We start from the raw sequence: 25,320 nt of genomic DNA, 5'->3' as shown, positions 1-25,320 counted from the left end.
TCCTTTTAAAAATTAGCTAACACGACGCTTTCGTACGGGCGCAAGTTAAGCTGAACTCCCACTTGGTATGGCTGATCGTAGTTCCCTAATAGATACTGATCAAATTCAGTTGAAATCTCAGTTGATTGAGATTGATTTGTATAGTTGATAGCTACAAGAACTTTTTTCCCATCTAGGATTCTTTGGTAGATGATCGTTCCATTCTCTTGCTCATTCGTTGGAAAAAACTTTCCATAAACCAATGTATCTTGATAACGGTTGTCTCTTCTCAATTGAATCAACTGACGATAGTAGTGAAAGACCGAATCAGCTTTGACTAATTCAGCTTCTGCATTGATCGTATGATAATTCGGATTCACCTTCATCCAAGTCTTTTCAGCTTGAGAGAAACCACTATTCTTTGAAGTATTCCACTGCATCGGAGTTCGGGAATTGTCGCGACTTCGGCGATTCATCGCAGCTAAGGCTTCCACGGGTGAAAAACCTGATAGAACCGCTCGACTGTATTGATCATGAGTTGCAATATCATCATATTCATCCATACTGTCCATTTGAATATTGGTCATACCCAACTCCTGCCCTTGATAGATAAACGGTGTCCCCCGCAGGAGCATGAACAAAGTTGCCAGCATTTTTTTGCTGTAGTCATTGATATCTGCAGCCGGAATATATTTATCAATTGAACGAGGCTGGTCGTGGTTTTCCAGGTAAAGAGCCCCCCAACCGTTTTCTTGAGTCACCAGCTGATTGGTAAAGATATGCTTTTTCATCAGCTCCCAGGTCCAGCCGCTGAACTTAAACCACTCACCTGTACTGGGTACATCAATATCGGTATAGCTGAAATCAAAAACCATCGAGAAAAATCCTTGCGATCCAATGTATTCCTTCAATCGCTCACTAGGAACATTAGCCTCAGCTACTGTCATGCTATTGTGAGGTCGGAAAGTTCGGTCATTCATTTCCTTCAACCAAACTTCAATCCCTGGTTGATTCAAAATCCAATGGCCAATAAAAACTAATCCATCTTCCCCATCTGGTTCAAAGAAGCCTTTTTCAATTCTCTTTTTGATATTTAAAATGGCATCAATCCGAAAACCACCCAGGCCTTTATCTAGCCAATAATTAATCATCTGATAAATTTCTTCCCTCACCTGTTGATTTTCCCAGTTTAAATCGGGCTGTTTCTTAGTAAAGGCATGTAAATAGTACATATTGTCTTCCTTGGGAACCGGCTCCCAGGCTGATTCACCAAAGTAGGTGCGCCAATTGTTTGGCGGCTGTCCATCAATCCCTTCACTAAAAATATAATAATCCCGATATTTACTCTCAGGATCCCGCAAGGCTTCTTGGAACCAAGCATGTTCATCAGAAGTATGGTTGACTACTAAATCCATTAAAACCTTCATACCTAGCATCTCAGCTTTTTCAAGTAACTCATCAAAATCTTTATTAGTTCCAAACATATTGTCAATGGTATAATAATCAGCAATGTCGTAGCCGCCATCATCCATTGGTGATTTATAAATTGGACAGATCCAGACTACATCAACACCAAGCTCCTTCAAGTAATCCAGCCGCCGGATAATTCCTTGGATATCGCCAATACCGTCACCGTCACTATCCTGAAAACTTTTGGGATATACTTGATAAACGACGGACTCTTTCCACCATTCCCTATTTTCCATTTACAGAACTCGCTTCTTCCAAAATAATTCCTTGGTAAGGTAATAATGTTAACTGTCCAGTTTGACAGTCAAGCTCAGCATAATTGTTTAATAAGACTTCAAACTCAGCATCGTAATCTACCGCTATAGTTTGATTTGTTAAGTTGCATAAAGCACTGATTGTTTGTTCCTCTAATTTTCTTTGATACGTAACTATTCCAGATGCCTCCACGAAACCAGGAACCGCTCTTCCATAAACAAGCAATTCTTGATAGGTCGGATTCTTTCGCAGCTGAATCATTTCTTTATAAAAGCTCAACAAGGAATGTGGATCCTCTTTTTGCTGCTGATAATTCAGTCCGGGATAATTTGGATTCACCGCAAACCATGGAATTCCTTTTGTAAAACCCGCATTAGTCTGAGAATTCCATTGCATTGGTGTCCGACTGTTTTCCCGATTTTCAATGTTTATTTGCGCTAAGGCTTCTGTTTCACTTAACCCATTTAATAGATAATCTTGATAGTTATTGTGAGTGGCCAAATCAATATATCCGTCGATGGTTTCCTTTGGATAATCCACCATTCCAATTTCCTGCCCCTGATAAATTACTGGAATTCCTCGCATAAAGAAGTAAAACATCCCTAATACAGAAGCACTATGGAAACCAATCTCTTCTTTTGGAATGAAACGATTCAATGCTCGCGGCAAATCATGATTTTCGATAAAGTTGGTAAAGAAGACTCGACCGTTGGCTAATTCCTGTTTTTTATATACTAGCGGTTTTAAAAATTCGATAAACTTCTCAGAATCATTGGCAAATTCCTTTCCTTGAATCGAGTACGCCGTGTGGTAAAAATCAAAGATCGAAGAAAAGTAGCCATTGTCGCCAAAGTATTCTTCCCATTTTTCCGGATCCACTACATCCATTTCAGCAATTGTCAAAATATCCTGCTTACTGAATACTCTGTCCCGTAATTCACCCAAAAATTCTCCAATTCCCAGAGCATCGCGGTAGTTTCCCCAAACCGTCACCAGTCCATCTGGTCCGTCAGAAGGTAAATTTTCTTCGTCATAAATTTTTTTAATGTGAGAAATCGCATCAACTCGGAAGCCTGCCAGCCCTTTTGTCAGCCAAAACTCGATAATTTCATAAAGCTCCTGCCGCAGCTCTGGATTTTCCCAATTTAAGTCTGGCTGATCAACTGTAAACAAATGCAGATAGTATTTATTGGTTCCAGGGATTTTTTCCCAAGCACTGCCGCCAAACATCGAACGCCAATTATTGGGCGGCTCTTCACCACGACCCTCCCGAATGACGTAGTAATCGGCATACTTACTGTCCAAATCTGCCATTGCTTGCTTAAACCATTCATGCTGAGAGGAAGTATGGTTAATTACTAAGTCCATTAAGACTTTAATTCCCCGCTTTTCCGCTTCTTGAATGAGCAATTCAAAATCCTCGTTTGTACCAAAGGAAGGATCTATTTGTAAATAATCGCTGATATCATAGCCATGATCAACCATCGGAGACAAATTAATTGGGCTGATCCAAATCACATTAATACCTAAGTCACTTAAATCATCTAAATGTTCAATCATCCCAGGGATATCGCCAATCCCATCGTTATTCGTATCTTGAAAACTCTTGGGATAAATTTGATATCCAATTGCTTCGTGCCACCATTTTTTATTTTGTACAACCATTTTTTTCCATCATCCTTTAACAGAACCACCAGTGATTCCTTCTACATAGTATTTTTGTAAGAATATAAACAAGAGTGTAATAGGGATTGCGATAATCACACAACCAGCCGTAAAGGCCATATACAGATTATCAGCGTTGTCCCGAGTCATCATTGAATACAGTCCAATCGCGACTGTGTATTTTTCTACTTTGTCTCCCATGATTACTTTGGCAAAAATAAAGTCCATCCAAGGCATCATGAAGGCCTGCAACGCTGTGTAAACGATGATCGGTTTAGAAAGTGGTATCGTTATCTTAGTAAAGATCTCGAATTTCGTTGCGCCATCAATCATAGCTGACTCATCTAGTGACGTCGGAATTGTGTCAAAAAAGCCTTTGGCTATATAAAAGGCTAATGCTGCTCCTGAAGAATAGATCAAAACTAATGCCAACAAACTTTGAGTCAGGTTCAGTGCCTTCAGAATGTAATAAACAGCAATCATACTCATGAAACCGGGAAACATGTTCAAAACCAACGCTACCTTCAAAAATTCTTTTCGCAAACGGAAACGTAAGCGAGACAGTACGTAGGCCATCGAAATTGTAATTGCCGTGCTTAGTAAACAAGAAGCAACTGCTACAATCAGTGTATTCCAAAACCATTTGAGGAAAGGATAACTGGAATTATTTGTGAATAAGAACTTGTAATGGTCCAGCGTAAATTGTTTGGGAATAATATACGAAACAAACTGGCCACCCTCTGCTCGAAACGAAGTTAAAAATATCCAAAGAATCGGGAAGACCCAGATTGCTGCCAAGAAAATCAGCGCTGCATAAATTACTATCTTTGAGCTTTTGCGATTTTTTTCCATTTAAAATGCCCCTTCTTTTTTGTATGATCCTGAGCGGGTGTACGCAAATAGTGAAAAGACTGCACTAAGCACAAACGTAATAATTCCGATAACAGAAGCAATGTTGTAGTCTGCCACCTCAACTGTCAGCTTATATAACCAAGTAACTAATAAATCAGTTTCTCCAGCATTATAGAAATCACTGTTTAATGGTCCACCACCTGTCAGCAGATAAATCACATTGAAATTATTTATGTTTCCAATAAACTGCTGAATCAGACTCGGTGCCATAACAAACAAAATTTGAGGAAAGGTTATATAACGAAAAACCTGAAGCTTATTTGCGCCATCCATGTGAGCTGCTTCAATTTGATCTTCTGGCAAATTCATGATGATCCCAGTAGTTACAAGCATGGACACAGGAATACCAATCCACATATTTACTACAATTACTGAGATTTTCGCTATCAATCCACTAGTTAGAAACGGAATCGGATGGTCAATCAGGTGAATCTGCTGCAAGAAGGCATTGATCGGTCCAGAAGCGTGCAGCATGTTTTGCATGATCAATAGTGAAATGAACTGTGGGACTGCCATTGTTAATACAAACAGAGTTCGAAAAACTTTTTTCCCTTTAATTCCTTTTGAATTAATCAACAAAGCCAACAGCACTCCGAAAAAGAAACTAGTTGCTGTGGCGCATAAGGCCCAAATTAACGTCCATCCCAGAAGTGGGAAAAAAGTTCCAGAAATACGGCCACTTAGGACATTACCAAAATTTGCCAAGCCTACCCAGTCAAATAAGCTTTTTGGCGGCAAATGATTATGATCATAACTGGTGAAAGCTAACGAGATCATATACATCAAAGGCAGCACAGTAAAAATAATTACGCCAACCATTGGTATAGACATCAACGTAAGATGGAAACGTTCATCTAGCAATGAACGTATATCCTGCATAAACGTAGGAATTGCTAAATCATGACTTCTTAAGTAGTAAAGTTGTTTCGTACTTTTTAAATTGGTTTTATACAATAGGATAAAAATGATAAGTGCAATAATTGTAGCAATTCCATAAATCAATAGCAGCATGGAATTATCGCCAGTCACTTGTACATTGATACCCAGTGTTTCATCAAATATCCAGCCTTGCTGGTTTGTCCCCAAAGTAATCAATCCATGAAGATTACTAATTCCCTTCATAAAAAACCAGACCAGAAAACCGATCTCACTAATTAGAAACAGCAGCCCTTTAATAATTTGTTTGTCGGCAAGATTTCCTGCCCCCATAATCACAAAGGCAACCTTCTCCCCCAGATTGCCATTAGAAAGAATTTGCTTGTAAGAGGTTTGCTGCAATGCTTTATTTTCTTCCATTTTTCCACCTCATTTTAATGATCGCAGGATACCTGCAAAAGCATCCTGCGAAGTGAATTAATCTTTAGTTGCAGATGTGTCATCAACTAATTGTGTCAATTTCTTTTCCATTTGATCCTCTGGAATTTTGCCTTTGTAGCTGTCACTTATAACTGATAAAGCACCTGGCCAAAAGCTGACCATTTCGGGAATTTTAGGCATCAATTCAGTAAATTCTGGCTGAGCCATTTTTACAACCGTACTTGCTAAAGGATCATTGACAACTTTTTCAGACTGCTGCAATTCCTTATTAGAAGGAATGGTATTCATTTTTTCGAAGGCTTGCTCCTGTGCAGTTTTGCTGGAAAGATAATTGGCTAATTCCATCGCTTCTAACGGATGCTTCGTATTCGCATTTACACTGTAAAGTTTCACTCCTAAGAAAGCTTTCATTTGAACGGTGCCATCGCCAAAATCATTCGTGGGATAAGTAGTAATTCCCATATTATCCCCTAAAATTTTTTCGATGTTCTCACGTCCCCACGGTCCACTAACCAAAGCCGCGATTGAACCGTTCTCCAGTTGACTCATTAAATCAGCATTGGCTTGAACAACATTCGGATTTTTGCCTTGAGCAGCAATCCATTTTAAGGTGTTAACGCCTTTAGCATCATTGAATGTGGTTCCTGAAGCATCTTCCCCATCTTCTCCATACAGCTTCGACCCATTTGATACAAAGAATGGAACGGCAAAGTAGTCCGCGCCAGCCTCCTCAAAATTTAATCCAATTTTTTCTTTAGCGACAATCCCTTCATAAGTTTTAACATCTTCTTCGGTTAATTTAGATTTATCGTAATAAAGCATCATGCTTTCTACCCCATAAGGATAGCCATATAGTTTGTCTTGATAAGTAGCACCGTTGACAGCCTGTTCAGTATTGTTTTTGTTTACATCATCTGCATACTTCGTGTTCTCATAAACCACCCCAGCATCTACTAGCTGACCAAGCTGATCATGAGGCATACTGAATACATCGGCAGCAGCATCCGGGTCCTTCTTAACGAATTCCTGAGCCTTTCCAGTGTCAGACTCAATCACATCAATCGTGTAGTCAATTCCATTGCTCGCTTTGTAATCCTTTACGACATCCTTATAGAAATCACCTGTACCAGGATCTACCCAGACCTTTAAGTTCACATCGTCTGAATCTGTTTGGCTGTTAGAGTTGTCTTCTCCTCCACCGCACCCTGTTAACAGTAACGCTGCAAAAATCGTAACAATACTTAAACCTACTTTTTTCTTCATGGCTATTCTCCTTTAATTTTAATAAATTGTGAAAACGATACCTCATCATTTAACAGCAACCAATAGAAGGCGTTTTCTTTATAGATCGAGTATATGTCAATCGTTTTCATATGTCAATCGTTTTCATAATATTTTTTTGTTGCTATATAGGCATTTTAGTCTATAATGAGTATAAGAATTCATAAAAAATAAGGAGTAAATTAGATGGCAAGTATCGAAGATGTAGCTAAAAAAGCCAAGGTTTCAGTCACCACTGTTTCTCGGGCTCTCAATAATCATCCCTATGTGTCAGACAAAACTAAAAAGAAAATTTATAAAGCCATGGAAGAGTTAAACTATTATCCAAATAACGTTGCTCAACAACTGAGAGGCAAAGGCTCTAAAATGATTGGTGTGATTATCTCATACATTACGAATCCTTTTTTTGCTTATTTGGTTGATGCGATTGAAACGACGGCTTTAGATTTGGGATATCACCTGGTAGTCATGCAAACCCGCGGCAATCCTACTATGGAAAAGTTTTATATCGAAATGGTTCAGAAGAAGCAGTTAGATGGCATAATCATGACCAATTTAGAAACTGCGACTAAAGAGGTAACCGCTTTAATTGAAGAAGGAAAAATTGTCCTATGCAATCGTTACATTGGCAACGAGAGATTACCCGTTATTCACATTGATGAAGCAGAAGCAAGCTACAAAGGAACCGACTATTTAATCAGACAAGGTCACAGAAAAATTGCTTTTTGTACTGGTAATGTGATGAATCCTCATGATCATCGCTTTAAGGGATACCTGCAAGCATTGCGAGATAACAACTTGACGTTTGATGAAAACTGGTTCTTCAATGATACTTTAGGCATTGAAGGCGGAAAAAAATTCCTGAGATGGTTGGTAGAACATCCGGAAACCGGAATAACTGCTGTTTTCTCTAATGGAGATGAAGTTGCGGCTGGAATTATTAGCGAAGCTCGCAAATATCAAGTTAATGTTCCTGAAGACTTAGCTGTTTTAGGCTTCGATGATCAACCAATGGCACTGTTAACCTCACCAGAAATCACAACAATTCGCCAGCCAATTAAAAAAATGGGTGAATACACGACGAAAGTCCTAATCGCTAAGATAGAAAAAAGGAAACTCTCTCTTATTGAGAAACCTGACCTAAAAACTGAATTAATCATTCGCGAATCCGTTTAGTATCAAACGTCACAATGAATTAAGCATTGCGGCGTTTTTTTATGCATTCAATCACATACTAGATGTTTAAGAAAATCAGTAACTTTTTTTTAACTGCAAAATTGTTCTACTTTACTAATTAAAGCAGAATATAACTTTCTATTCTCATTAGAAACCACAACTTTCTCAATCAACAGAACGATATTTAATAAAAAACTGTTCTCATTAAGCAAAAAAATAACGTTGGGAAATGGTTTACAAAGCGGACTTCCTCCACTTTTTTTGAAAAGATTGAAAAAAAATTCAGATTTTTGATAATTATTCTTAATTAGGTCTGAGTTTTCTGGTATAATCTTCTTGAGAACGGTCACATTTATCTCTTGTTTGTAAAGAAGAAAAGTTGATAAACGTCTCATCGTGCTCAAGGAATAGGTAAACCCGCGGTTTTAACCAGCTGCACTTTATTGTCCGTCACTATTATTGTGAAAAAACAAGCAAAGATTCTATCTACTATTTGAAAGAGAGGTTTTTTGATGTCTAAAACAGTAATTATTGGAGCTAATCATGCAGGAATCGCTGCAGCAAACACGTTATTGGATACTTACAAAGATCAGGAAGTTGTGATGATTGACCGCAATACCAACTTAAGCTATTTAGGTTGCGGAACCGCACTTTGGGTGGGACGCCAAATCGATTCATATGAAGGGTTATTCTATACGAAAAAAGAGGATTTTGAAGCAAAGGGCGCTAAAATTTCTATGGAAACAACAGTTGATCGTATTGATTTCGCAAAAAAAGAAGTTCACGCGGTCAAAAAAGATGGCGAAAGCTATGTTGAATCCTACGACAAATTAATTCTTGCTACTGGTTCTGTACCTATTTCGCCAAACGTACCAGGTCGTGACTTGAACAACATCCATTTCTTGAAACGATTCCAAGACGGCCAAGCCGTAGATGAAATCCTTTCTAAAGACACTATTGAAACAGTTGCTGTAATCGGTGCCGGCTACATTGGTGTCGAAATTGCTGAAGCAGCAAAACGGCGTGGTAAAAACGTACTATTGTTTGATGCTGCAGGACGTTCTCTGCCAAATTACTATGATAAATGGTTTACAGATGATATGGATAAAGTACTAGCTGATCATGGTATTGAATTGCACTTTAATGAGCTTGCTCGCGAATACAAAGGTCGCGATACAGTTGAAGCCATTGTTACTGATAAAGGGGAATATCCAGTTGACTTAGTAATAAATGCGATCGGCTTCCTGCCAAACAATGCACTTGGTAAAGAACATTTAGAATTGTTTGCTAATGGTGCTTACTTGGTTGACCTGCATCAAAAGACCAGTGATGATTCAGTTTATGCTGTAGGAGACTGTGCAACAATTTACTCAAACGCATTGAAGAAAACCACTTATATTGCCTTAGCAACTAATGCCGTTCGTTCCGGAATTGTAGCAGCTCACAATATCGGTGGCACTCCTTTGGAATCGACCGGGGTTCAAGGTTCAAACGGTATCTCAATCTTTGGCTATAATATGGTATCAACTGGTGTTTCAGTGGAAGCTGCTGAGAAAAATGGTCTGAAAGTAAAATATACAGATTTCCAAGACTCTCAAAAACCTGGATTTATGAAAGAAAACGATGATGTGAAGATTCGTATCGTTTACGAAGAAGATTCTCGCCGGGTTGTGGGTGCACAATTAGCATCTACCACAGCAGAAATTGCTATGGGCATTCATATGTTCTCCCTAGCAATTGAAGAAGGCGTAACTATCGACAAAATGAAACTATTGGACATTTTCTTCTTGCCTCACTTCAACCAACCTTATAATTACATCACTATGGCGGCATTAAGCGCTGAATAATTTAAAAAGCGATCTGTTCAAATTTCGAACAGGTCGCTCTTTTTTTACTATTAAAATTATAGTGAAAAATGTAGATTAACTTTTTAACGATCAATAATTGTGGTGTAATCCATCTCCGTCGAAACTTCCATATAAGCTGGACGAATAATTTTTTGAACATTAATCAGCTCTTCTATTCGATGGGCAGACCAACCGACAATTCTGGCAATTGCAAACATTGGCGTGTACAATTCTTGAGGCAAATCTAACATGTGGTAAACAAATCCGCTAAAGAAGTCAATGTTAGCACTAACCCCCTTATATACTTTGCGTCGTTTAGAGATAACCTCTGGAGCTATTCGTTCCACTTTACGATAAAGATTGAAATCCGCTTCAGCACAGGCACCCTTCTCACTTGCCAGCTTTTCGACGTAACGTTTAAAAATTTCGGCACGCGGATCAGACTCTGCGTAAATCGCATGCCCCATACCGTAAATCAATCCTTGTTTGTCAAAAGCTTTCTTACTCAAAATCTTTTCTAAGTAAGCAGCAATTTCTTCGTCGTCCTCAGGATCTTTAAGATTATCCTTCAAATCATCCATCATTTGCGTTACTTTGATATTCGCACCACCATGTTTAGGTCCTTTTAGCGAGCCTAAAGCTGCTGCTATGGTTGAATATGTATCCGTTCCACTTGAAGTAACTACCCGTGTTGTAAAGGTGGAGTTGTTACCGCCTCCGTGTTCCATATGTAGAACGAGTGCCATATCTAAAGTCTGTGCCTCTTGGAAGGTATACTTCTTATCCGGCCGCAACATCGTCAAAATTGCTTCCGCCGTGCTCAAAGATGCATCTGGGCGATGAATATACATACTTTCTCCTTTTGCATAATGATTGTAGGCATGATAAGAGTACACAGCAATCATCGGAAAGATACTAATTAATGACAGGCTTTGATCCAAAACATTTTCAATACTGATATCGTCCGTTTTATCGTCATAACATCCCAGTGTCAGGATACTGCGAGACATCATATTCATAATGTTGTGAGAAGGAGCCTTCATAATAACATCCCGTACAAAGTTTGTTGGAAGTGTTCGTCTTTTAGCAATTGTCTCAGTAAAGTCGTGTAGTTGTTTTTTGGTAGGAAGATCTCCAAATAATAACAGATAACTGACTTCTTCAAATCCTAGACGCTCTTCTGAAACAAACCCCTTCACCAAGTCGTTCACGTCAATCCCCCGGTAACGCAATTCCCCACGATTAGAAACCACTTGATCTCCTACCATTTTTTGGGGATGAATCGTCGATATATTGGTTAATCCAGCTAGCACACCTTTACCATCTAAGTCACGCAAACCCCTTTTCACATTATGTTTCGTGAACAAGGAAGCATCCAAATGATCCTTTTGACGGCATACCTCCGCCATTAACTCTAAATCTAACATGTTGATGTCCTCCTAACTTTCCACTTCTGGTGTTTTTCATTCAAGAAACATTATAACACCATTATTTTAAAATGAAATAGTTTTAATAAAGACATTTACTTTCTTTTTCTTTCTTCGTATAATATACCAACAAGCAAGTATCAATAACAGAAGGGAAGGATTATCAAAATGAACTGGACAAAGCAATTAACCATCAACAACGAACAATATACCTATCTTGATCTTTCATCGGTCGCTTCCTCCTATAGTAAGGAGCTATCAAATTATCCCTTTAGCATCCGTGTTTTGCTGGAGAGTTTAGCCCGTCATAAAGAACTGGAAGCCTTGGAAGAGCTGATTGAATACGATGCACAGAATCCTGAGGGAGTTATTCCTTTCCGACCATCACGTGTAATACTCCAGGATTTCACTGGCGTACCTGCCGTTGTTGATCTAGCAGCTATGCGGGATGCTGTGGTAAAGCTTGGCGGAAAAGCCGAGTATATCAATCCAGAAATTCCTGTGACTTTAGTCGTGGATCACTCGGTACAGGTTGATTGTGCCGGGACTCAAGACAGTTTAACCTACAATACCGAAAAAGAATTTGAACGGAACCATGAACGTTACCAATTTTTAAAATGGGCACAACAAGCCTTTGACAATTTCGATGTCGTTCCACCAGAAACCGGAATTATCCATCAAGTAAACTTAGAATTTCTTTCTGATGTCATCCTAAAACAATTAAAAGACGGACAAAACTGGCTATTTCCAGATTCATTAGAAGGAACAGACTCTCATACAACCATGATTAATGGATTAGGTGTACTAGGATGGGGAGTTGGCGGGATCGAAGCAGAAGCCGCTATCTTAGGTGAAGCATCTTTCTTTCCTACACCAGAAATCATCGGAGTCCAACTAACTGGTGCTTTGTCACCAACAGCTACTGCTACTGATTTAGCTTTACACTTAACACAGCTGTTAAGAAGTGAAAAAGTAGTAGGTAAATTTGTAGAGTATTTCGGTGAGGGGTATCAAAAATTAAGTCTATCAGATCGAGCAACCATTGCTAACATGGCACCAGAATACGGTGCAACTTGTGGTTACTGTCCAATTGACCAAGAAACCTTAAATTATTTGCGGGTTACTGGACGAACACCTGATCAAATTAAACTAGTTGAAACCTACGCTAAGGAAAATCACCTATTCTATGATGGAACAGAAACACCCAGTTATACGCGAATTATTCAGCTGGACTTAGGCGAAATTAATTCCTCACTAGCGGGACCAAAACGTCCACAGGATCGAATTCCTCTAGGCCAAGTTGCAGAAAATTTTACTGCCTCTTTGACTAATCCAAGCGGTCCTCAAGGTTTTGGCTTGTCTAAGCATGAGATAAATAAAAAAGTGGCGGTTACCAACAAGGATGACAAACTGCAAACAGGCGACTTAGCTTTAGCTGCTATTACCAGCTGTACCAACACTAGTAATCCAAGTGTAATGGTCGCCGCTGGACTATTAGCTAAAAAAGCTGTTGAAAAGGGCCTTCAGGTTCCTTCAACCATCAAAACCTCCTTGGCACCAGGTTCAAAAATTGTAACCTCCTATTTGGAAAAAGGACAATTACTGGAGCCTTTGGCATCGTTAGGTTTTGATATTGTTGGTTACGGTTGTACTACCTGCATAGGGAACTCTGGTCCCCTATCTGACGAAATTGAACAAATCTTGAAGGAAAATGATTTAGTTGTATCAGCTGTTCTGTCAGGGAATCGTAACTTTGAAGGTAGAATTCATCCATTGATTAAAGCCAATTATCTAGCTTCGCCACCACTAGTTATCGCTTATGCTTTAGCTGGTACAGTAACAAAGGATTTAACTACTGAGCCGATTGCTGAGACAGCAGATGGTCCAGTTTACTTAGAGGATCTATGGCCAAGTAAAGAGGAAATTGATGCATATATTCATGCTCATCTAGATCCAGATGATTACCAAGCCGCTTACGAAGATGTGTATCAATCCAATGAACGCTGGAATCAAATCCAAACTTCAGAAGGCGCCACATATGGCTGGGATGAAGCATCAACTTATATTGCAAACCCGCCATTCTTTGAAACCCTTAGCAAGACTTTGGACGCTCCTCCTTCACTAACTGGATTAAAGGTTTTAGCAAAATTTGGAGACTCTGTAACGACCGACCATATTTCCCCAGCCGGAAATATTTCTCTTAATTCACCGGCCGGACAATACCTTAAGGACCGTGGATTGGCTTATAAGGACTATAATTCTTATGGTTCACGTCGTGGAAATCACGAAGTTATGATGCGAGGAACCTTCGGAAATATTCGCATTCAAAATCAGTTAACTCCTGATGTTACCGGTGGATACACACGTTCAGCATTAACAGGTGAAGAAATGAGTATTTACGATGCGGCCATGGACTATCAAAAAAATGGGATTGGCACAGTTATCTTGACTGGCAAAGACTACGGTATGGGCTCGTCTCGTGACTGGGCTGCCAAAGGAACTTCATTACTTGGTGTTAAAGCCGTTATTGCCGAAAGCTACGAAAGAATTCACCGTAGCAACTTGGTAATGATGGGCATTGTGCCTTTGGAATATCTAGAGGGGGAAACAGCAGAAACCTTAGGCTTAGACGGTTCGGAAACCTTTACCATTGATATGCCGGAAGAACCAGTTATTAATCAACTGGTGGACGTAACGGCGGAAAAAGATAAAACAATTACCTTTCAAGCGAAACTGCGTTTTGATTCCAAAGCAGATGTAGACTACTGGAAAAACCAAGGGATCTTGCCATTGGTTATTCGTAAAAAGATGAGTGAGGAGATAAAATAAATGACAAACACTCCAATTATTCCTTACATTGAAGGCGACGGTATTGGACCTGAAATCTGGGCGGCAACGCAAGCGGTTATAGATACCTCTTTAGAAATTTGCTATGGTTCAGATAAAAAAATTCAATGGTTAGAAGTTTTAGCTGGTGAAAAAGCCTTCAACCAAACCGGCGAATGGCTTCCTGATGCGACTGTTGCTGCAATTCAAGAACATAAATTAGCTATCAAAGGTCCTTTAACCACTCCAATTGGTGGTGGTATTCGTTCGCTAAATGTGGCATTGAGACAAACACTCGATTTGTATGCTTGTGTACGCCCCGTCCGCTATTTTAAAGGGGTTCCTTCTCCTTTAAAAGAACCTGAAAAAACTAATATGACTATTTTCCGTGAAAATACCGAGGACGTCTATGCGGGTATAGAATTTGCGTCCGGCTCGGACGAAGCAAAAAAATTACTCGCTTTCCTTAGAGACACTTTATCGGTCAACAAAATCCGATTTCCAGAAACCAGCTCCCTGGGAATTAAACCAATCTCAAAAGAAGGCAGTGAGCGATTGGTCAGTTCCGCAATGGATTATGCAGTGGAAAACAAACTGACTCGTCTGACTTTAGTACACAAGGGTAATATTATGAAATTTACTGAAGGCGGCTTTAAAGCTTGGGGATATGATTTACTGGAAAAAAAATATCCTCAAGCATTCACAATGAACCAATATAAAAAAATTGCTGCTGAGAATAGTGTTGAGGCAGCAGATGCTGCCTTAGCAGCAGCCAAAGAAGAAAAAAAAGTAATCGTGGATGATGTGATCGCAGATAATTTGCTGCAGCAAATTCTTTTGTACCCTGAGAAGTTTCAAGTGATTGCTACGACTAACCTAAATGGTGATTATATTTCGGATGCACTAGCAGCTCAAGTTGGCGGTATCGGCATCTCACCTGGTGCCAATATCAATTATCAATCTGGCCATGCAATTTTTGAAGCGACTCATGGTACAGCGCCTGATATTGCGGGCAAGGGCTATGCTAATCCTTGTTCGCTTTTGCTCTCAGCAACTATGCTTCTAGATCATTTAGGCTGGTACGAAGCAAGTCGAAAAATCACTGTGGCAATTGAAACAGCTCTTGAACAAAAAGTTGTTACTAAGGATTTTGCTCAGGCATTAAACATTCCAGAAGTTTCAACTAGTGAGTTTGCAAAAGAATTAATTAAACTGATGAAATAAAGAAATGACTCTTTAGGGATGTCCTAAGGAGTCATTTTTTAATGGGAACTTTTTGGGGTTCTCTACATGCTTTTGACTCCAATCATACCAGCCACCGTCAAATAGTCGTACTTTTTGCCACCCAAGCTCTTTAGCAATAAAGAAAGCCACCGACGCTCGCCAGCCGGTTCCGCAATAAAAAACCACTTCTTTTTCTCTAGTAATCCCATTTGCTTTCCAAGCTTTTGCAATGTCGACTAGAGGTTTAATTTTCTTTTCTAAAGTCAGTAAATCAGCGACATCATTCTTGCCACAACTTGCTTTAGCCCATACTGCTCCAGCTGGCTCACCCGCTTGCTCAATATATGCGTAGCAACTGGTAGTACCTTGATATTCTGTGAGACTTCTTACACTGGCTAAAACCAGCTCAGGGTTGTCTTTTTGGGCCTTCAGCAAATCCTCCGAAGTAGAAATAAGAATTTCTGACCTTTTAGGATCATGCAATCCAAACGAACTCGCTTTTTCGCAAGATGTCCAGTCGCTTTCCAATGGATAGTTTAACTTTTGCCAAGAAGCTAAGCCGTCCTCCAAGATTTTTATATCTGTAAGTCCCAGCCAATAAGCAATAAAAGCAATACGACAAGCAGCACTTAAACTAGATGAATAAATTAATAAAGAGGTGCTACTGGTGATCCCCTTATCACTCAACACACGCATACAGAATTCCGCCGATAAAATGTTCCAGCCGTTCTCCTCGGATTCAATTTCATTTGTATTTAGATAATAAGAACCTGGTAAATGGTCGAGTCCCGCTATCCGTGAGTGACTTCCCACCTCAAGAGCTTGATATCCCATCTGCAGCAGCTGGTAAGCCACGTTAGCATCAGTAAAAAAATGAGTATCAGATTTCGTTATTAACACCTCCTATTTTGATCATACCCCGCTTTTCTTTGTGGAGCAACTTGCTGAATCGTTTATTTTTTTTTACAATAGAGAGGGAGGAATAATTATGAACTATTACGATTCTATTAGCGACTTAATGTTAGATTTAAGAGGTGACCTAGATGAGATCGGAAACGAAGATATTTGGGTTTATTATGATGAAAAAGGCAATATAACAGATTATCGTTATAAAAATACGCCTGATGAAGCTAGACCAAAAGAGCGGGAAAATCAAGTAATCAAAGAAATGCCTGCACTAAAGCTTTTAAATGATTTGTCTATTTAAAAAAACGAGTGTTTCTGCTTGATAGTCAAGACTAGAAACACTCGTTTTGTGTCATCTATTTAACTGAAAAAACACTTAGAAGAGACAATTCCTGCTACTTCGTTGTATCTAATTAAAACTTTACCGTCAACCTCGTCAATTTTGTCTGCATCTAATCCGTAAAACCGCTCCACATTTACGATACAGCCTTCATCGGTCTTCTGTAAAACTTCCCCAATAATCGGGCGGGCAAAATCTTGTTTTCGACACTCATAATTTTCTCCAACAATAATCGCTTCTTTATTCATTTAATCACCTCAATGGACGTATTTACTACACATTAATAGTACCATTAATCTGATTAAAAGACTACATTAATCCTTTTTTTCCTCAAAAAGTGATTATATCTGAACATTACTCAACATTTTGCAGCAATAACGTGACGTATTGTTCTAAGTAAAACTGATCAATCTGATCATACATACCAATTTCCGAACTATCTAAATCCAAAACTCCAATCAGCTGGCTGCTTTTTTTCATGGGTACGACAATTTCCGATTTTGCTTTCGAATCACAAGCAATGTAATTGGGGTGATTAGTCACATCCTCAACAATCAGTGTTTGATTTTTTTCAGCAGCTTCTCCGCAAACACCTTTTCCTAACGGAATGTGTACACAAGATACACCTCCCTGAAAAGGGCCTAAAATGAGTTCACCATCTTTAAAAAGATAGTAACCGGAGAATACCGTATCTTTTAAAGTTAGTTTCAGCAAGGCTGAAGAATTGGCTAAATTAGCAATTAAATCTGTTTCTCCTTCCAGCAATGCTTTTTGCTGTTCTAGCATTAACTGATAGGCTGCTTCTTTTTCCTCTTGACTACTCCAAGTCATAAATAAATTCCTCCTTTTTCCTAACTTATATTTTACTGTAAGAACTACCATAACACCATTTATATAAATAGAACAATTTTCATTAATCTCCATAGAGTTCTAATAGCTTTATCATCAAACCAAAATAAAGTCAATAGGAGTTTTACGCTTTTTCCTGAAATCCATATTTCAATTTCTTTACAAACTATACGGTTACATAAAAGTTTAATCTTTCTCAACTTTTTCTTCATATTTTCTTATATAATCAAAACGTTGATAATAATTAGAATCTATAAGTATAAGTGAGGAACGAAATGATCAAGTTGAAAAAATACACAGCACTAGCTTTATGTGCTGTCACTCTGGGTGCGCCATTGAGTGCGAGTGCAACTGAATTTGACCAAAAAATCGCCGATCAAGATAAAAAAATTGAGGGCCTACAACAAACAGCGCAATCTGCTGAAGCACAAAAAGCAGCATTAGAGCAAGAAGTTGCAGCCGTTGAAAAAGAAGTCAAAGATGTGTTGACTAAAAAAACGCAAGAAGAACAAAAGTTAAGCGAATTAACTGCTAAGATTCAAGATCTTCAAGCAAAAATTCAAAAACGTGAATTACAGTTGAAAGAACAAGCAAGAAACGTTCAAACCAACAACAGTGCAGTAGCATTAGTAAATACTGTAATGGAAGCTAAATCGATTAGTGAAGCTGTTGAGAAAACCATGGCTGTATCCACTATTCTGTCTGCTAACAAAGAAGCTATGGAACAGCAAACTCGTGATAAAGCTGAGCTTGAAAAACTACAGCAAGAAGCACAACAACGTTTGGCAGTTGTTACTAAAAAAACAGAAGAACTAAAGGTGAAGCAAGAGCAACTAGTTGAAGCCAAGCTAGACCAACAAGTAAAAGTAAATGAGATCCAAGCAAGTATAGCTTCTGAAACAGCACAAAAGGATAAATTCCAGCAACAAAAGGAAGACGCTGAAAAGAAACGTCAAGAAGCCTTAAAAGCTTTGGAAGAACAAAAGAAAAAAGAAGCTGAAGCTCGTGAAAAAGCGCAAGCTGAAGCTGAAAAGCAAGCAAAAATTGCCGCTGAACAAGCTCAAAAAGCTTTGGAAGAAGCGGCAGCTGAACAGGCGGCGGCTGAGAATGCGCAGCAAAAAGCGCAAGCTGAAATTGCAGCCTTGGAAGCAAAACAACAAGAAGAACAAGCTAAGCAACAGGCTCAGCAAGTTCAAACTGTTACAAATCCCGAAGCGGCTCAAGTGCCCTCAGCTCCAAATACTGAAACAAGCACTCCTGCTACTAATAGTGGCGGCTGGGCTTCTCCACTTTCAATTGGTTTAGTTGTAACCAGTCCATTTGGTCCACGAGTTGATCCTACTGGCTTGTCCGGTTCACAACATGATGGTATCGATTTTGCTGGCGCTGCGGGTACATCCATCCATGCAGCAAAAGCTGGAACAGTTGTCGAGGCTGGTTTCCATTGGTCAGCTGGTAATTATGTCATCATTCAACATTCTGATGGCTACTATTCTTACTACATGCATATGATTTCTACACCGAACTGCAGTGTCGGTCAGCAAGTAAGCCAAGGTCAAGTTATTGGTGGTATGGGAACTACTGGTAACTCAACTGGTGTTCATTTACACTTCGGTGTATCTACAGCTGTTTGGTCTGGATTTGTTAATCCAGCACCACTATTAGGTGTATAATTCAAAAGCCATCCAACATTGGATGGCTTTTTTTATTCTGCCTCAGCGATATCCTTTGCAATTTCGTCACTATTGATCTTATGTTCTAAGAATTCCTTGTTGTGGATCGGAAAATGTTGACGAAATTCTTCAATTTCCATCCATTCAGCAGTACCCTCTTTCAAGATATAATCCATTACATGTCCACCAAAAGTTCGATCCTTACTAATGAAATGTAAATGAAAGCCTGCTTGGGCAGCTCCTTGGAACAATTCAGGAGTAAAAAGACCAACGATTGTTCCCTCAACCTTTTCCTCAGAAAACTCTGGTTGGTTGCGCGCTGCCTCAACAAATTTTGGATAAGGTTTTTCCTGTTTAGGAGAGACTCTCACATGCATAGAAGAAAAGACACCTGAAATTTTCACTGCTGCAAAAAGATTATTACTCATTTTCGCTAACAATCGATTAATCATTTCTTCCGCTTTCATTGGTCTGTCAATTACTACTTTTTGAAGAGACTTAAATTCTGTAACTGCTGCATAAGGTGTCCATTCATTGCCAGTCAGAATAGTAACATTTCCTGATTCGTTGACATGATACATCGTATGGTCCAAAATAATTACTTCCCCATTTGAACCTGACAAAGTGCCTAAACCAAAATCACCGTATTTGCCTAATTCACCGATCTTCTCAGTACCATCCATTAGATCACTCATGAGTGCGCCTAGAGTGCCATGTTGATATAAGTAACTCATTCTCTCCACCTCTTAATAAAATTGATCAGGTAATACAATCTTACCCAATTCCTTATTGTCACGATAATCAATAGGAATATCAATAATCACAGGACCTTCTGTTTCCATGCCTTCTGTTAAGGCAAATTCCAATTCTTTTGGGTTCGTCGCTCTTAATCCTTTTGCTCCAAAGGCTTCAGCGTATTTTACAAAATCAACCGGACCAAAGCTAACTCCTGCTGAGCGATTGTACTTCAGCTCTTCTTGAAAACCGACCATATTGTAGCTGCCGTCATTCCAAACTAAATGCACAATTTTTTGTTTTAAGCGGACCGCGGTTTCTAGCTCTTGTCCTGAGAATAAAAATCCACCATCGCCGGATACTGAAATAATTTGAGTATTTGGACGAACAAGGCCAGATGCAATTGCCCAAGGCAAAGCTACACCTAACGTCTGCATTCCGTTACTGAACAACAAATGACGTGGTTCATAGCTTCTAAAATGACGAGCCATCCAAATATAATGACTCCCTACATCCACTGTTACCGTCATCTCATCTGTTACTTTTTTCTGCAAGGTATGAATCACATCTAAGGGATGAATTCGACCATTTACTCCGTTCGTGACAGGCTCACTAATTTCTTTTATTTTTTCGTGCAGTGTTGCTAAGTACTTCAGCGCATCTTCAGGCAGCTGATACCCTTTAAGTACAGCTTTTAATGAACCGATATTAATAGCAATGTCACCAATTAATTCTTCCTCCGGCTGCAAATAAGGATCAATCTCAGCCGAAACCTCATCCAACACAGTAATCCGAGCATCCTTTTCTGCATTCCAATTTCGCGCTTCATACTCGATCGGATCGTAACCCACTGCTATAACCAAATCACTGCGTTTTAACAGCATATCCCCTGGCTGATTACGGAACAAGCCTACTCGACCGAAAAAATGCTTCTCCAGCTTGCGTGAGATTATCCCCGCCCCTTGGAATGTTTCTACAACTGGCAATTCGGTTTCCTCAATTAATTCCCGAATTGCTGCAGTTGGTGCTTCTGCTGAAGCTCGCATGCCTACTAACAACACAGGCAGCTTCGCTTGATTAATTTTATCAGCTAAAATTTGGATGTCTTTTTGAGCTGCTCCTCCTAATTTAGGAACGGATAAGGGGCCAATTACCTCGCCCACTACTTGACCGTCTGTTACATCTTGAGGAATTGACAAAAAGCTTGCACCCATTTTAGCTGTTTTAGCCATTCGGTAAGCATTCGCAATATTTTCAGAAATTGTTTCAGGGTCTTGAATTTCAGTACTAAATTTCGTAATCGGGCTAAACAAAGCCGCATTGTTCATACTTTGATGAGTTAACTTAGACAAATCAGATCGTTTCACTTGTCCAGCAATAGCTAGGACAGGATCACTTTCAGCTGTCGCAGTTACCAGTCCAGTAGCAAGATTGCTTGCACCTAGTCCACTGGTAGCAATTACCACACCTGGTTCACCAGTCAGTCTACCAATAGCCTGTGCCATAAAAGCCGCATTTTGTTCATGTCTTGCAATGATTAGTTTCGGGCCTTTATCCTCTAACGCATCAAATACACCATCAATTTTAGCACCAGGAATTCCAAATACAAATGGTACTTGATGGTTAATCAAACTCTCTATAATAACTTTTGATCCTTTTTTACTCACTGTTATACACCCTCTGCTTTTCTGTATTACCAACAACAAGAAATATAGCACCGATATCTGATTTTATCAAACAAGTAACACTTTTATGAACTGTGTTACAATAAACTTTTATTTTAAAAAAAACTCAAGTGAAATTTCTTTCACCTGAGTTTTTTCTACTATGCTTCAAAATTGAATTCCCGCGACCAATCAAATGATCCTGAATCTTCGTAGCTTTGCGGCCAATGAGAACACCATTCAGGACTACGATAACTCGTGACAATTTCAGAGCTGGGTGTGTAGGGTTTGATATCCAACAGTGGACTACTATCCTCGGCATCCAAATAATCCAAAGTAATAATCCCTTTTTCCTGATCGAATGCAATAATTCCAGCAACTGAAACTGCGATTGGGTTAGGTCTGACAGGTCCTCTTGTAGCAAATATACCCAATGTTTCAGGACCATTAACATAGGGTTTTTCTATTAACCGTTCTTCTCTAAGTTCTGGAACATCCAGCTGATCAAACCAGTATAGAATCATAACATGACTGAATTCACTCAGTCCAGTTAAACCAGCCCTCATTTCCTCCTCCAGTACCAGTGTGGTCTCTCCTGCTTGTTGCGCTACTTTGCCAATTGCCTGTAATTTCATTTTGACATCCCTCCTGTAATAAGAGGATACTCCCTCACGTAGTGTGAGAGTCAAGGGCAATTAACGGAATTTGTAATTCGGTGATATATTCTTCTGAATCTTCGGTTTCATCAGGGCCAATATGACAAACTTGGCGTGTTGTCTTGATCATTTGATATTCTGGATGTTGGTCTAACCAACAAGCAAAGCTTTGATAAACAATTGGTAATTGATGATAATTTCCTTTAACAATAATGCTAGCAGCCAAAGGTATTTTAGGCATTACGTAGCTTACCAGCGGTGAAGATACTGGAACAATCTCCTTGGTTTTCAAAACTATTTCAATATCATTGTTCTGCTCTTTGTATTCCTGATCATAGAAAATTGTAGTACTTCCCATGTCCTCCAGAGCAACAGCAAGCTTTTGCTGAGCCATTTCTTCATAAAAATCGCGCCAAAGCTGACCTTCGTGATAAAAGCTTGGAATAACTTTACGCAAGCCAATTACCGGAAAGCCGGGGATTCCACATAGCCTTATCGGATAGGAAACTGGTTTATCAATTTGATCAACTTTCCGTTGGATCGCTTCAACCCGAAGCTGATCTTGAGCAATTTCTGCTTCAATCTCCATCTGCTTACTTAACAATTGCTTCTTTAAAACGATTGATTCCGCTGACAAAAGTTCCTTTATCTCCTGCAAAGAAAATTTCAATTCTTTCAATAATAAGATGGTATGCAGTTGTCCAAGCTGTCTTACCGAATAATAGCGATACCTAGATTCTTGATCAATTTTTTTAGGCCGTAAAAGTCCGATGTCATCGTAATACCTCAACATGCGAATTGAAACGTGGCCTAATTGAGAAAATTCTCCAATTTTTAGCATAGCTTTCCTCCTCCAACTTCTTCATTATACTGGTACTTTTCCTTGTTGTCAGGAGGATTTTGTGGGATAATCAAAGAGAACAAATGTTCTGGAACAAGGAGGGCTCTTATGCACTATTCCAGCTATAAAACGATTCTTTCCCCAAATAATAATATGAATCTTTTTCGCGGCTGTACGCATGGTTGTATTTATTGTGACAGCCGAAGCGACTGCTATCAGATCAATCATCCTTTTGAAGACATTGAAGTAAAAGAGGATGCCCTTGAAATTTTAGAAAGGCAATTGATGCGAAAACGCAAACCTTGTATGGTCACTACTGGCGCTATGACTGATCCTTACATTCAACTGGAAGAACGTTTGAACATCACGCGAGATTCACTAGCTCTACTTAATAAGTATGGCTTTGGCGTCTCGATTCAAACAAAATCGACGCGTATCTTAAGAGACCTCGATCTGCTAAAACAAATTAACAAAAAAACTAAGGCTGTCGTACAAATGACATTGACTACTTATGATGAAGAACTTTGCAAAATTCTGGAGCCTTATGTTTCTACCACTTATGAACGGTTCGAAACACTGCAGGTATTCCAAAAGGAGCAAATTCCGACAATTGTCTGGTTATCCCCAGTTCTACCCTTTATTAACGATAGTGAAGAGAATCTGGCTGGGGTACTTAATTATTGTTTGAAAGCTGACGTTAAGGGGATTATGTGCTTTGGTTTTGGGATGACTTTGCGGGAAGGCAATCGTGAATACTTTTATCAAAAACTGGAACATCATTTTCCTGGCATAAAGGAAAAGTACCAGCGAGCATTTGGTAATCAATATATTTGCAACAGTCCTAACCATAGTAAACTTATGAAGCAATTCATAAACTTTTGTCAAAAGCATCAAATCATGTGGCGAACCGATGAGATTTTTGCCTATTTAAATAAATTTGAACAAAAAGAACAACAGTTAACACTATTTTAAAAAGGCTGAAATCCTGTTATGTAACCAGGATTTCAGCCTTCTATTTTTAGAGTGTAGGTGATTTCAATTCCAGATAAGCAATTTCTTCTGATGCTAAGTGAACGTTTTGTGCTTTCAAACTAGAAAGCAGTTCTTTTTTATTCCGAGGTCCAATCGAAGCAAAAACATCAAAGCGGTCATTCAATACATAGGCTAACGCTATATTGATTGGCTCTACACCCCGTATTTTCGCAACTTCTTCCACTCGAGCAAGCTTTTTAAAATTATTTTCAGTGAAGAATGCCTCTTTAATATCTTTAGGAGCATCGGCATCCATATCTTTCCATAATGGTACGAAGAATCCAGCGCCTTGAGCACCCCAGCTCATAACGGTAATACCCATTTCATTGTTCTTTTTCACATAGTCGGCATCCACATATACTGATCGATACCAGCGTGGTTTATTGATGTCAGCTAATGTAAAAGACGGACTATTTATGCTTAATCCTAAATAACCCTTTTCTTTACAATAGTCATCTGCTTCCTTAATCCGGTTCACTGACCAGTTACTGACACCATAGGTTACAATTTTTCCTTCTAGACGATGCTGTTCAAAGCAATCCATTAATTCCTCAACTGGCACTTCCTCATTATCTCGGTGCATAATATACATGTCAAAATGGTCAACGCTCATATTTTTCAAGCTATATTCTAAATCCTCAGTGATGTAATCCGCACCAACCCGACTCTCATCTGGAAACTGTACATTATTTTCATCTACGTAATGGTGACAGGCTTTATTTACTAGCAGCAATTGATCTCGATTGCCTCGTTTCTTTAACCATTTGGTAATCACTATTTCAGCTTTACCACCATTGTAAAAACGCCCTGTATCAATTACGTTCCCACCGTTTGCTACATATGCATCCAGCAATTCGAAGATTACTTCTTCATTATCTGGACCAAACCAACCGGTTCCTAAAGCGATTCGTGCAACTTTTGCATCCAATCCTTTAATCTGACAATATTCCATTTTTTCCCTCCTGCTTTTTTATTTAAACAAAATTTAGTCCCTGCTCATTTATTCTATCCAAAAGGTTGATTGTTCTTTGAACTAAAAATAAATCAGCACAAATTCAGTAATTCACAATTTCTTTATATTCCCTATTCTAAGGTATTTCCTTAGTAAGATTCAATAGCACTTTCTTCTATTATTCATAGCACTAAAGTTATCAGTTTATATAACCTCTCGACGTATTTTGATTTCTGCAAAAAAAAGATGCATTTTTTTGATCTTATTGATAAAATAAATTTATAGATGAGGTG

21 protein-coding genes are annotated in these 25,320 nt (G+C 39.0%); 7 read left to right on the top strand and 14 right to left on the bottom strand.

Translation table 11 applies throughout. The features are described 5' to 3' along the window. Positions 1–5 precede the first annotated feature (5 nt). Genes IGI46_RS11510 through IGI46_RS11490 form a run of 5 tightly spaced genes read right to left on the bottom strand, consistent with a single transcriptional unit; the run spans position 6 to position 6,861 of the window. A complete protein-coding gene (locus IGI46_RS11510; protein WP_429963283.1) occupies positions 6–1,685 on the bottom strand; it encodes a glycoside hydrolase family 13 protein in 1,680 nt (559 codons plus the stop codon). Then, positions 1,675–3,369, bottom strand: coding sequence for an alpha-glucosidase (locus IGI46_RS11505; RefSeq protein WP_429963282.1), 1,695 nt, complete (start codon positions 3,367–3,369; stop codon positions 1,675–1,677). Before IGI46_RS11505 ends, IGI46_RS11510 begins: the two co-directional genes overlap by 11 nt. A 9-nt stretch (positions 3,370–3,378) precedes the next feature. Then, a complete protein-coding gene (locus tag IGI46_RS11500) occupies positions 3,379–4,221 on the bottom strand; it encodes a sugar ABC transporter permease (RefSeq protein WP_429963281.1) in 843 nt (280 codons plus the stop codon). Next, positions 4,222–5,577, bottom strand: a complete 1,356-nt coding sequence (locus tag IGI46_RS11495) for a carbohydrate ABC transporter permease (protein ID WP_429963280.1) — start codon at positions 5,575–5,577, stop codon at positions 4,222–4,224. A 57-nt stretch (positions 5,578–5,634) separates the two neighbouring features. Continuing rightward, entirely contained in the window at positions 5,635–6,861 is a 1,227-nt protein-coding gene (locus tag IGI46_RS11490) for an extracellular solute-binding protein (RefSeq protein WP_429963279.1), read from the bottom strand. 204 nt (positions 6,862–7,065) lie between these two features. Between IGI46_RS11490 and IGI46_RS11485 the strand changes: the two genes are divergently transcribed. Both IGI46_RS11485 and nox read left to right on the top strand, forming a co-directional pair. Continuing rightward, positions 7,066–8,055 (top strand): LacI family DNA-binding transcriptional regulator, encoded by a 990-nt coding sequence (locus tag IGI46_RS11485; protein WP_429963278.1) that lies wholly within the window; start codon positions 7,066–7,068, stop codon positions 8,053–8,055. 512 nt (positions 8,056–8,567) lie between these two features. Beyond that, the gene (nox, locus tag IGI46_RS11480) at positions 8,568–9,902 is read left to right on the top strand and encodes a H2O-forming NADH oxidase (protein WP_429973494.1); all 1,335 of its coding nucleotides are present in this window, start codon (positions 8,568–8,570) and stop codon (positions 9,900–9,902) included. Between the two features lie 83 nt (positions 9,903–9,985). Here nox and IGI46_RS11475 read toward each other — a convergent pair whose 3' ends face one another. Then, on the bottom strand, positions 9,986–11,329 hold the full coding sequence (locus IGI46_RS11475) for a citrate/2-methylcitrate synthase (RefSeq protein WP_429963276.1): 1,344 nt from the start codon (positions 11,327–11,329) through the stop codon (positions 9,986–9,988). 168 nt (positions 11,330–11,497) lie between these two features. Here IGI46_RS11475 and acnA point away from each other — a divergent pair, with 168 nt between their 5' ends. Both acnA and icd read left to right on the top strand, forming a co-directional pair. Beyond that, positions 11,498–14,158 (top strand): aconitate hydratase AcnA, encoded by a 2,661-nt coding sequence (acnA, locus tag IGI46_RS11470; RefSeq protein ID WP_429973493.1) that lies wholly within the window; start codon positions 11,498–11,500, stop codon positions 14,156–14,158. Continuing rightward, entirely contained in the window at positions 14,159–15,379 is a 1,221-nt protein-coding gene (gene icd, locus IGI46_RS11465) for an NADP-dependent isocitrate dehydrogenase (protein ID WP_429963274.1), read from the top strand. A 12-nt stretch (positions 15,380–15,391) separates the two neighbouring features. Here the strand turns inward: icd and IGI46_RS11460 are convergent, their stop codons facing one another. Continuing rightward, a complete protein-coding gene (locus IGI46_RS11460) occupies positions 15,392–16,213 on the bottom strand; it encodes a sulfurtransferase (protein WP_429973492.1) in 822 nt (273 codons plus the stop codon). Positions 16,214–16,367: 154 nt separating this feature from the next. Between IGI46_RS11460 and IGI46_RS11455 the strand changes: the two genes are divergently transcribed. After that, positions 16,368–16,586, top strand: coding sequence for a hypothetical protein (locus IGI46_RS11455; protein WP_207704959.1), 219 nt, complete (start codon positions 16,368–16,370; stop codon positions 16,584–16,586). Between the two features lie 59 nt (positions 16,587–16,645). On the opposite strand, the gene IGI46_RS11450 is transcribed toward IGI46_RS11455, so the two are convergent. After that, entirely contained in the window at positions 16,646–16,873 is a 228-nt protein-coding gene (locus IGI46_RS11450; protein ID WP_207704958.1) for a hypothetical protein, read from the bottom strand. 106 nt (positions 16,874–16,979) lie between these two features. Next, on the bottom strand, positions 16,980–17,456 hold the full coding sequence (locus IGI46_RS11445; RefSeq protein WP_429973491.1) for a GAF domain-containing protein: 477 nt from the start codon (positions 17,454–17,456) through the stop codon (positions 16,980–16,982). Between the two features lie 293 nt (positions 17,457–17,749). Here IGI46_RS11445 and IGI46_RS11440 point away from each other — a divergent pair, with 293 nt between their 5' ends. Further along, positions 17,750–19,147 carry a peptidoglycan DD-metalloendopeptidase family protein gene (locus IGI46_RS11440; protein WP_429973490.1) on the top strand — a complete coding sequence of 466 codons (1,398 nt, stop codon included), beginning with the start codon at positions 17,750–17,752 and terminating at the stop codon, positions 19,145–19,147. A 32-nt stretch (positions 19,148–19,179) separates the two neighbouring features. Here the strand turns inward: IGI46_RS11440 and budA are convergent, their stop codons facing one another. From budA to IGI46_RS11420, 4 genes are all read right to left on the bottom strand, one after another. After that, complete coding sequence (gene budA / locus IGI46_RS11435) at positions 19,180–19,881, bottom strand: acetolactate decarboxylase (protein ID WP_429973489.1); 702 nt, start codon at positions 19,879–19,881, stop codon at positions 19,180–19,182. Positions 19,882–19,893: 12 nt separating this feature from the next. After that, complete coding sequence (gene alsS, locus IGI46_RS11430) at positions 19,894–21,549, bottom strand: acetolactate synthase AlsS (RefSeq protein ID WP_429973488.1); 1,656 nt, start codon at positions 21,547–21,549, stop codon at positions 19,894–19,896. Between the two features lie 158 nt (positions 21,550–21,707). Beyond that, complete coding sequence (locus tag IGI46_RS11425) at positions 21,708–22,181, bottom strand: SAM-dependent methyltransferase (protein ID WP_429963268.1); 474 nt, start codon at positions 22,179–22,181, stop codon at positions 21,708–21,710. 34 nt (positions 22,182–22,215) lie between these two features. Then, positions 22,216–23,043 (bottom strand): MerR family transcriptional regulator, encoded by an 828-nt coding sequence (locus IGI46_RS11420; protein ID WP_429973487.1) that lies wholly within the window; start codon positions 23,041–23,043, stop codon positions 22,216–22,218. A 108-nt stretch (positions 23,044–23,151) separates the two neighbouring features. Between IGI46_RS11420 and IGI46_RS11415 the strand changes: the two genes are divergently transcribed. Beyond that, positions 23,152–24,015, top strand: a complete 864-nt coding sequence (locus IGI46_RS11415) for an SPL family radical SAM protein (RefSeq protein WP_429963266.1) — start codon at positions 23,152–23,154, stop codon at positions 24,013–24,015. 46 nt (positions 24,016–24,061) lie between these two features. Here the strand turns inward: IGI46_RS11415 and IGI46_RS11410 are convergent, their stop codons facing one another. Further along, positions 24,062–25,027 carry an aldo/keto reductase gene (locus IGI46_RS11410; protein ID WP_429963265.1) on the bottom strand — a complete coding sequence of 322 codons (966 nt, stop codon included), beginning with the start codon at positions 25,025–25,027 and terminating at the stop codon, positions 24,062–24,064. Between the last annotated feature and the right edge of the window lie 293 nt (positions 25,028–25,320).

The sequence above is a fragment of the Enterococcus sp. AZ163 genome, from assembly GCF_050498925.1.
GTDB classification, from domain to species: Bacteria; Bacillota; Bacilli; order Lactobacillales; family Enterococcaceae; genus Enterococcus_A; species Enterococcus_A ferrettii.
Note: the sequence above shows the minus strand (reverse complement) of the source record. Positions and strands in the feature narration are given on the sequence as shown.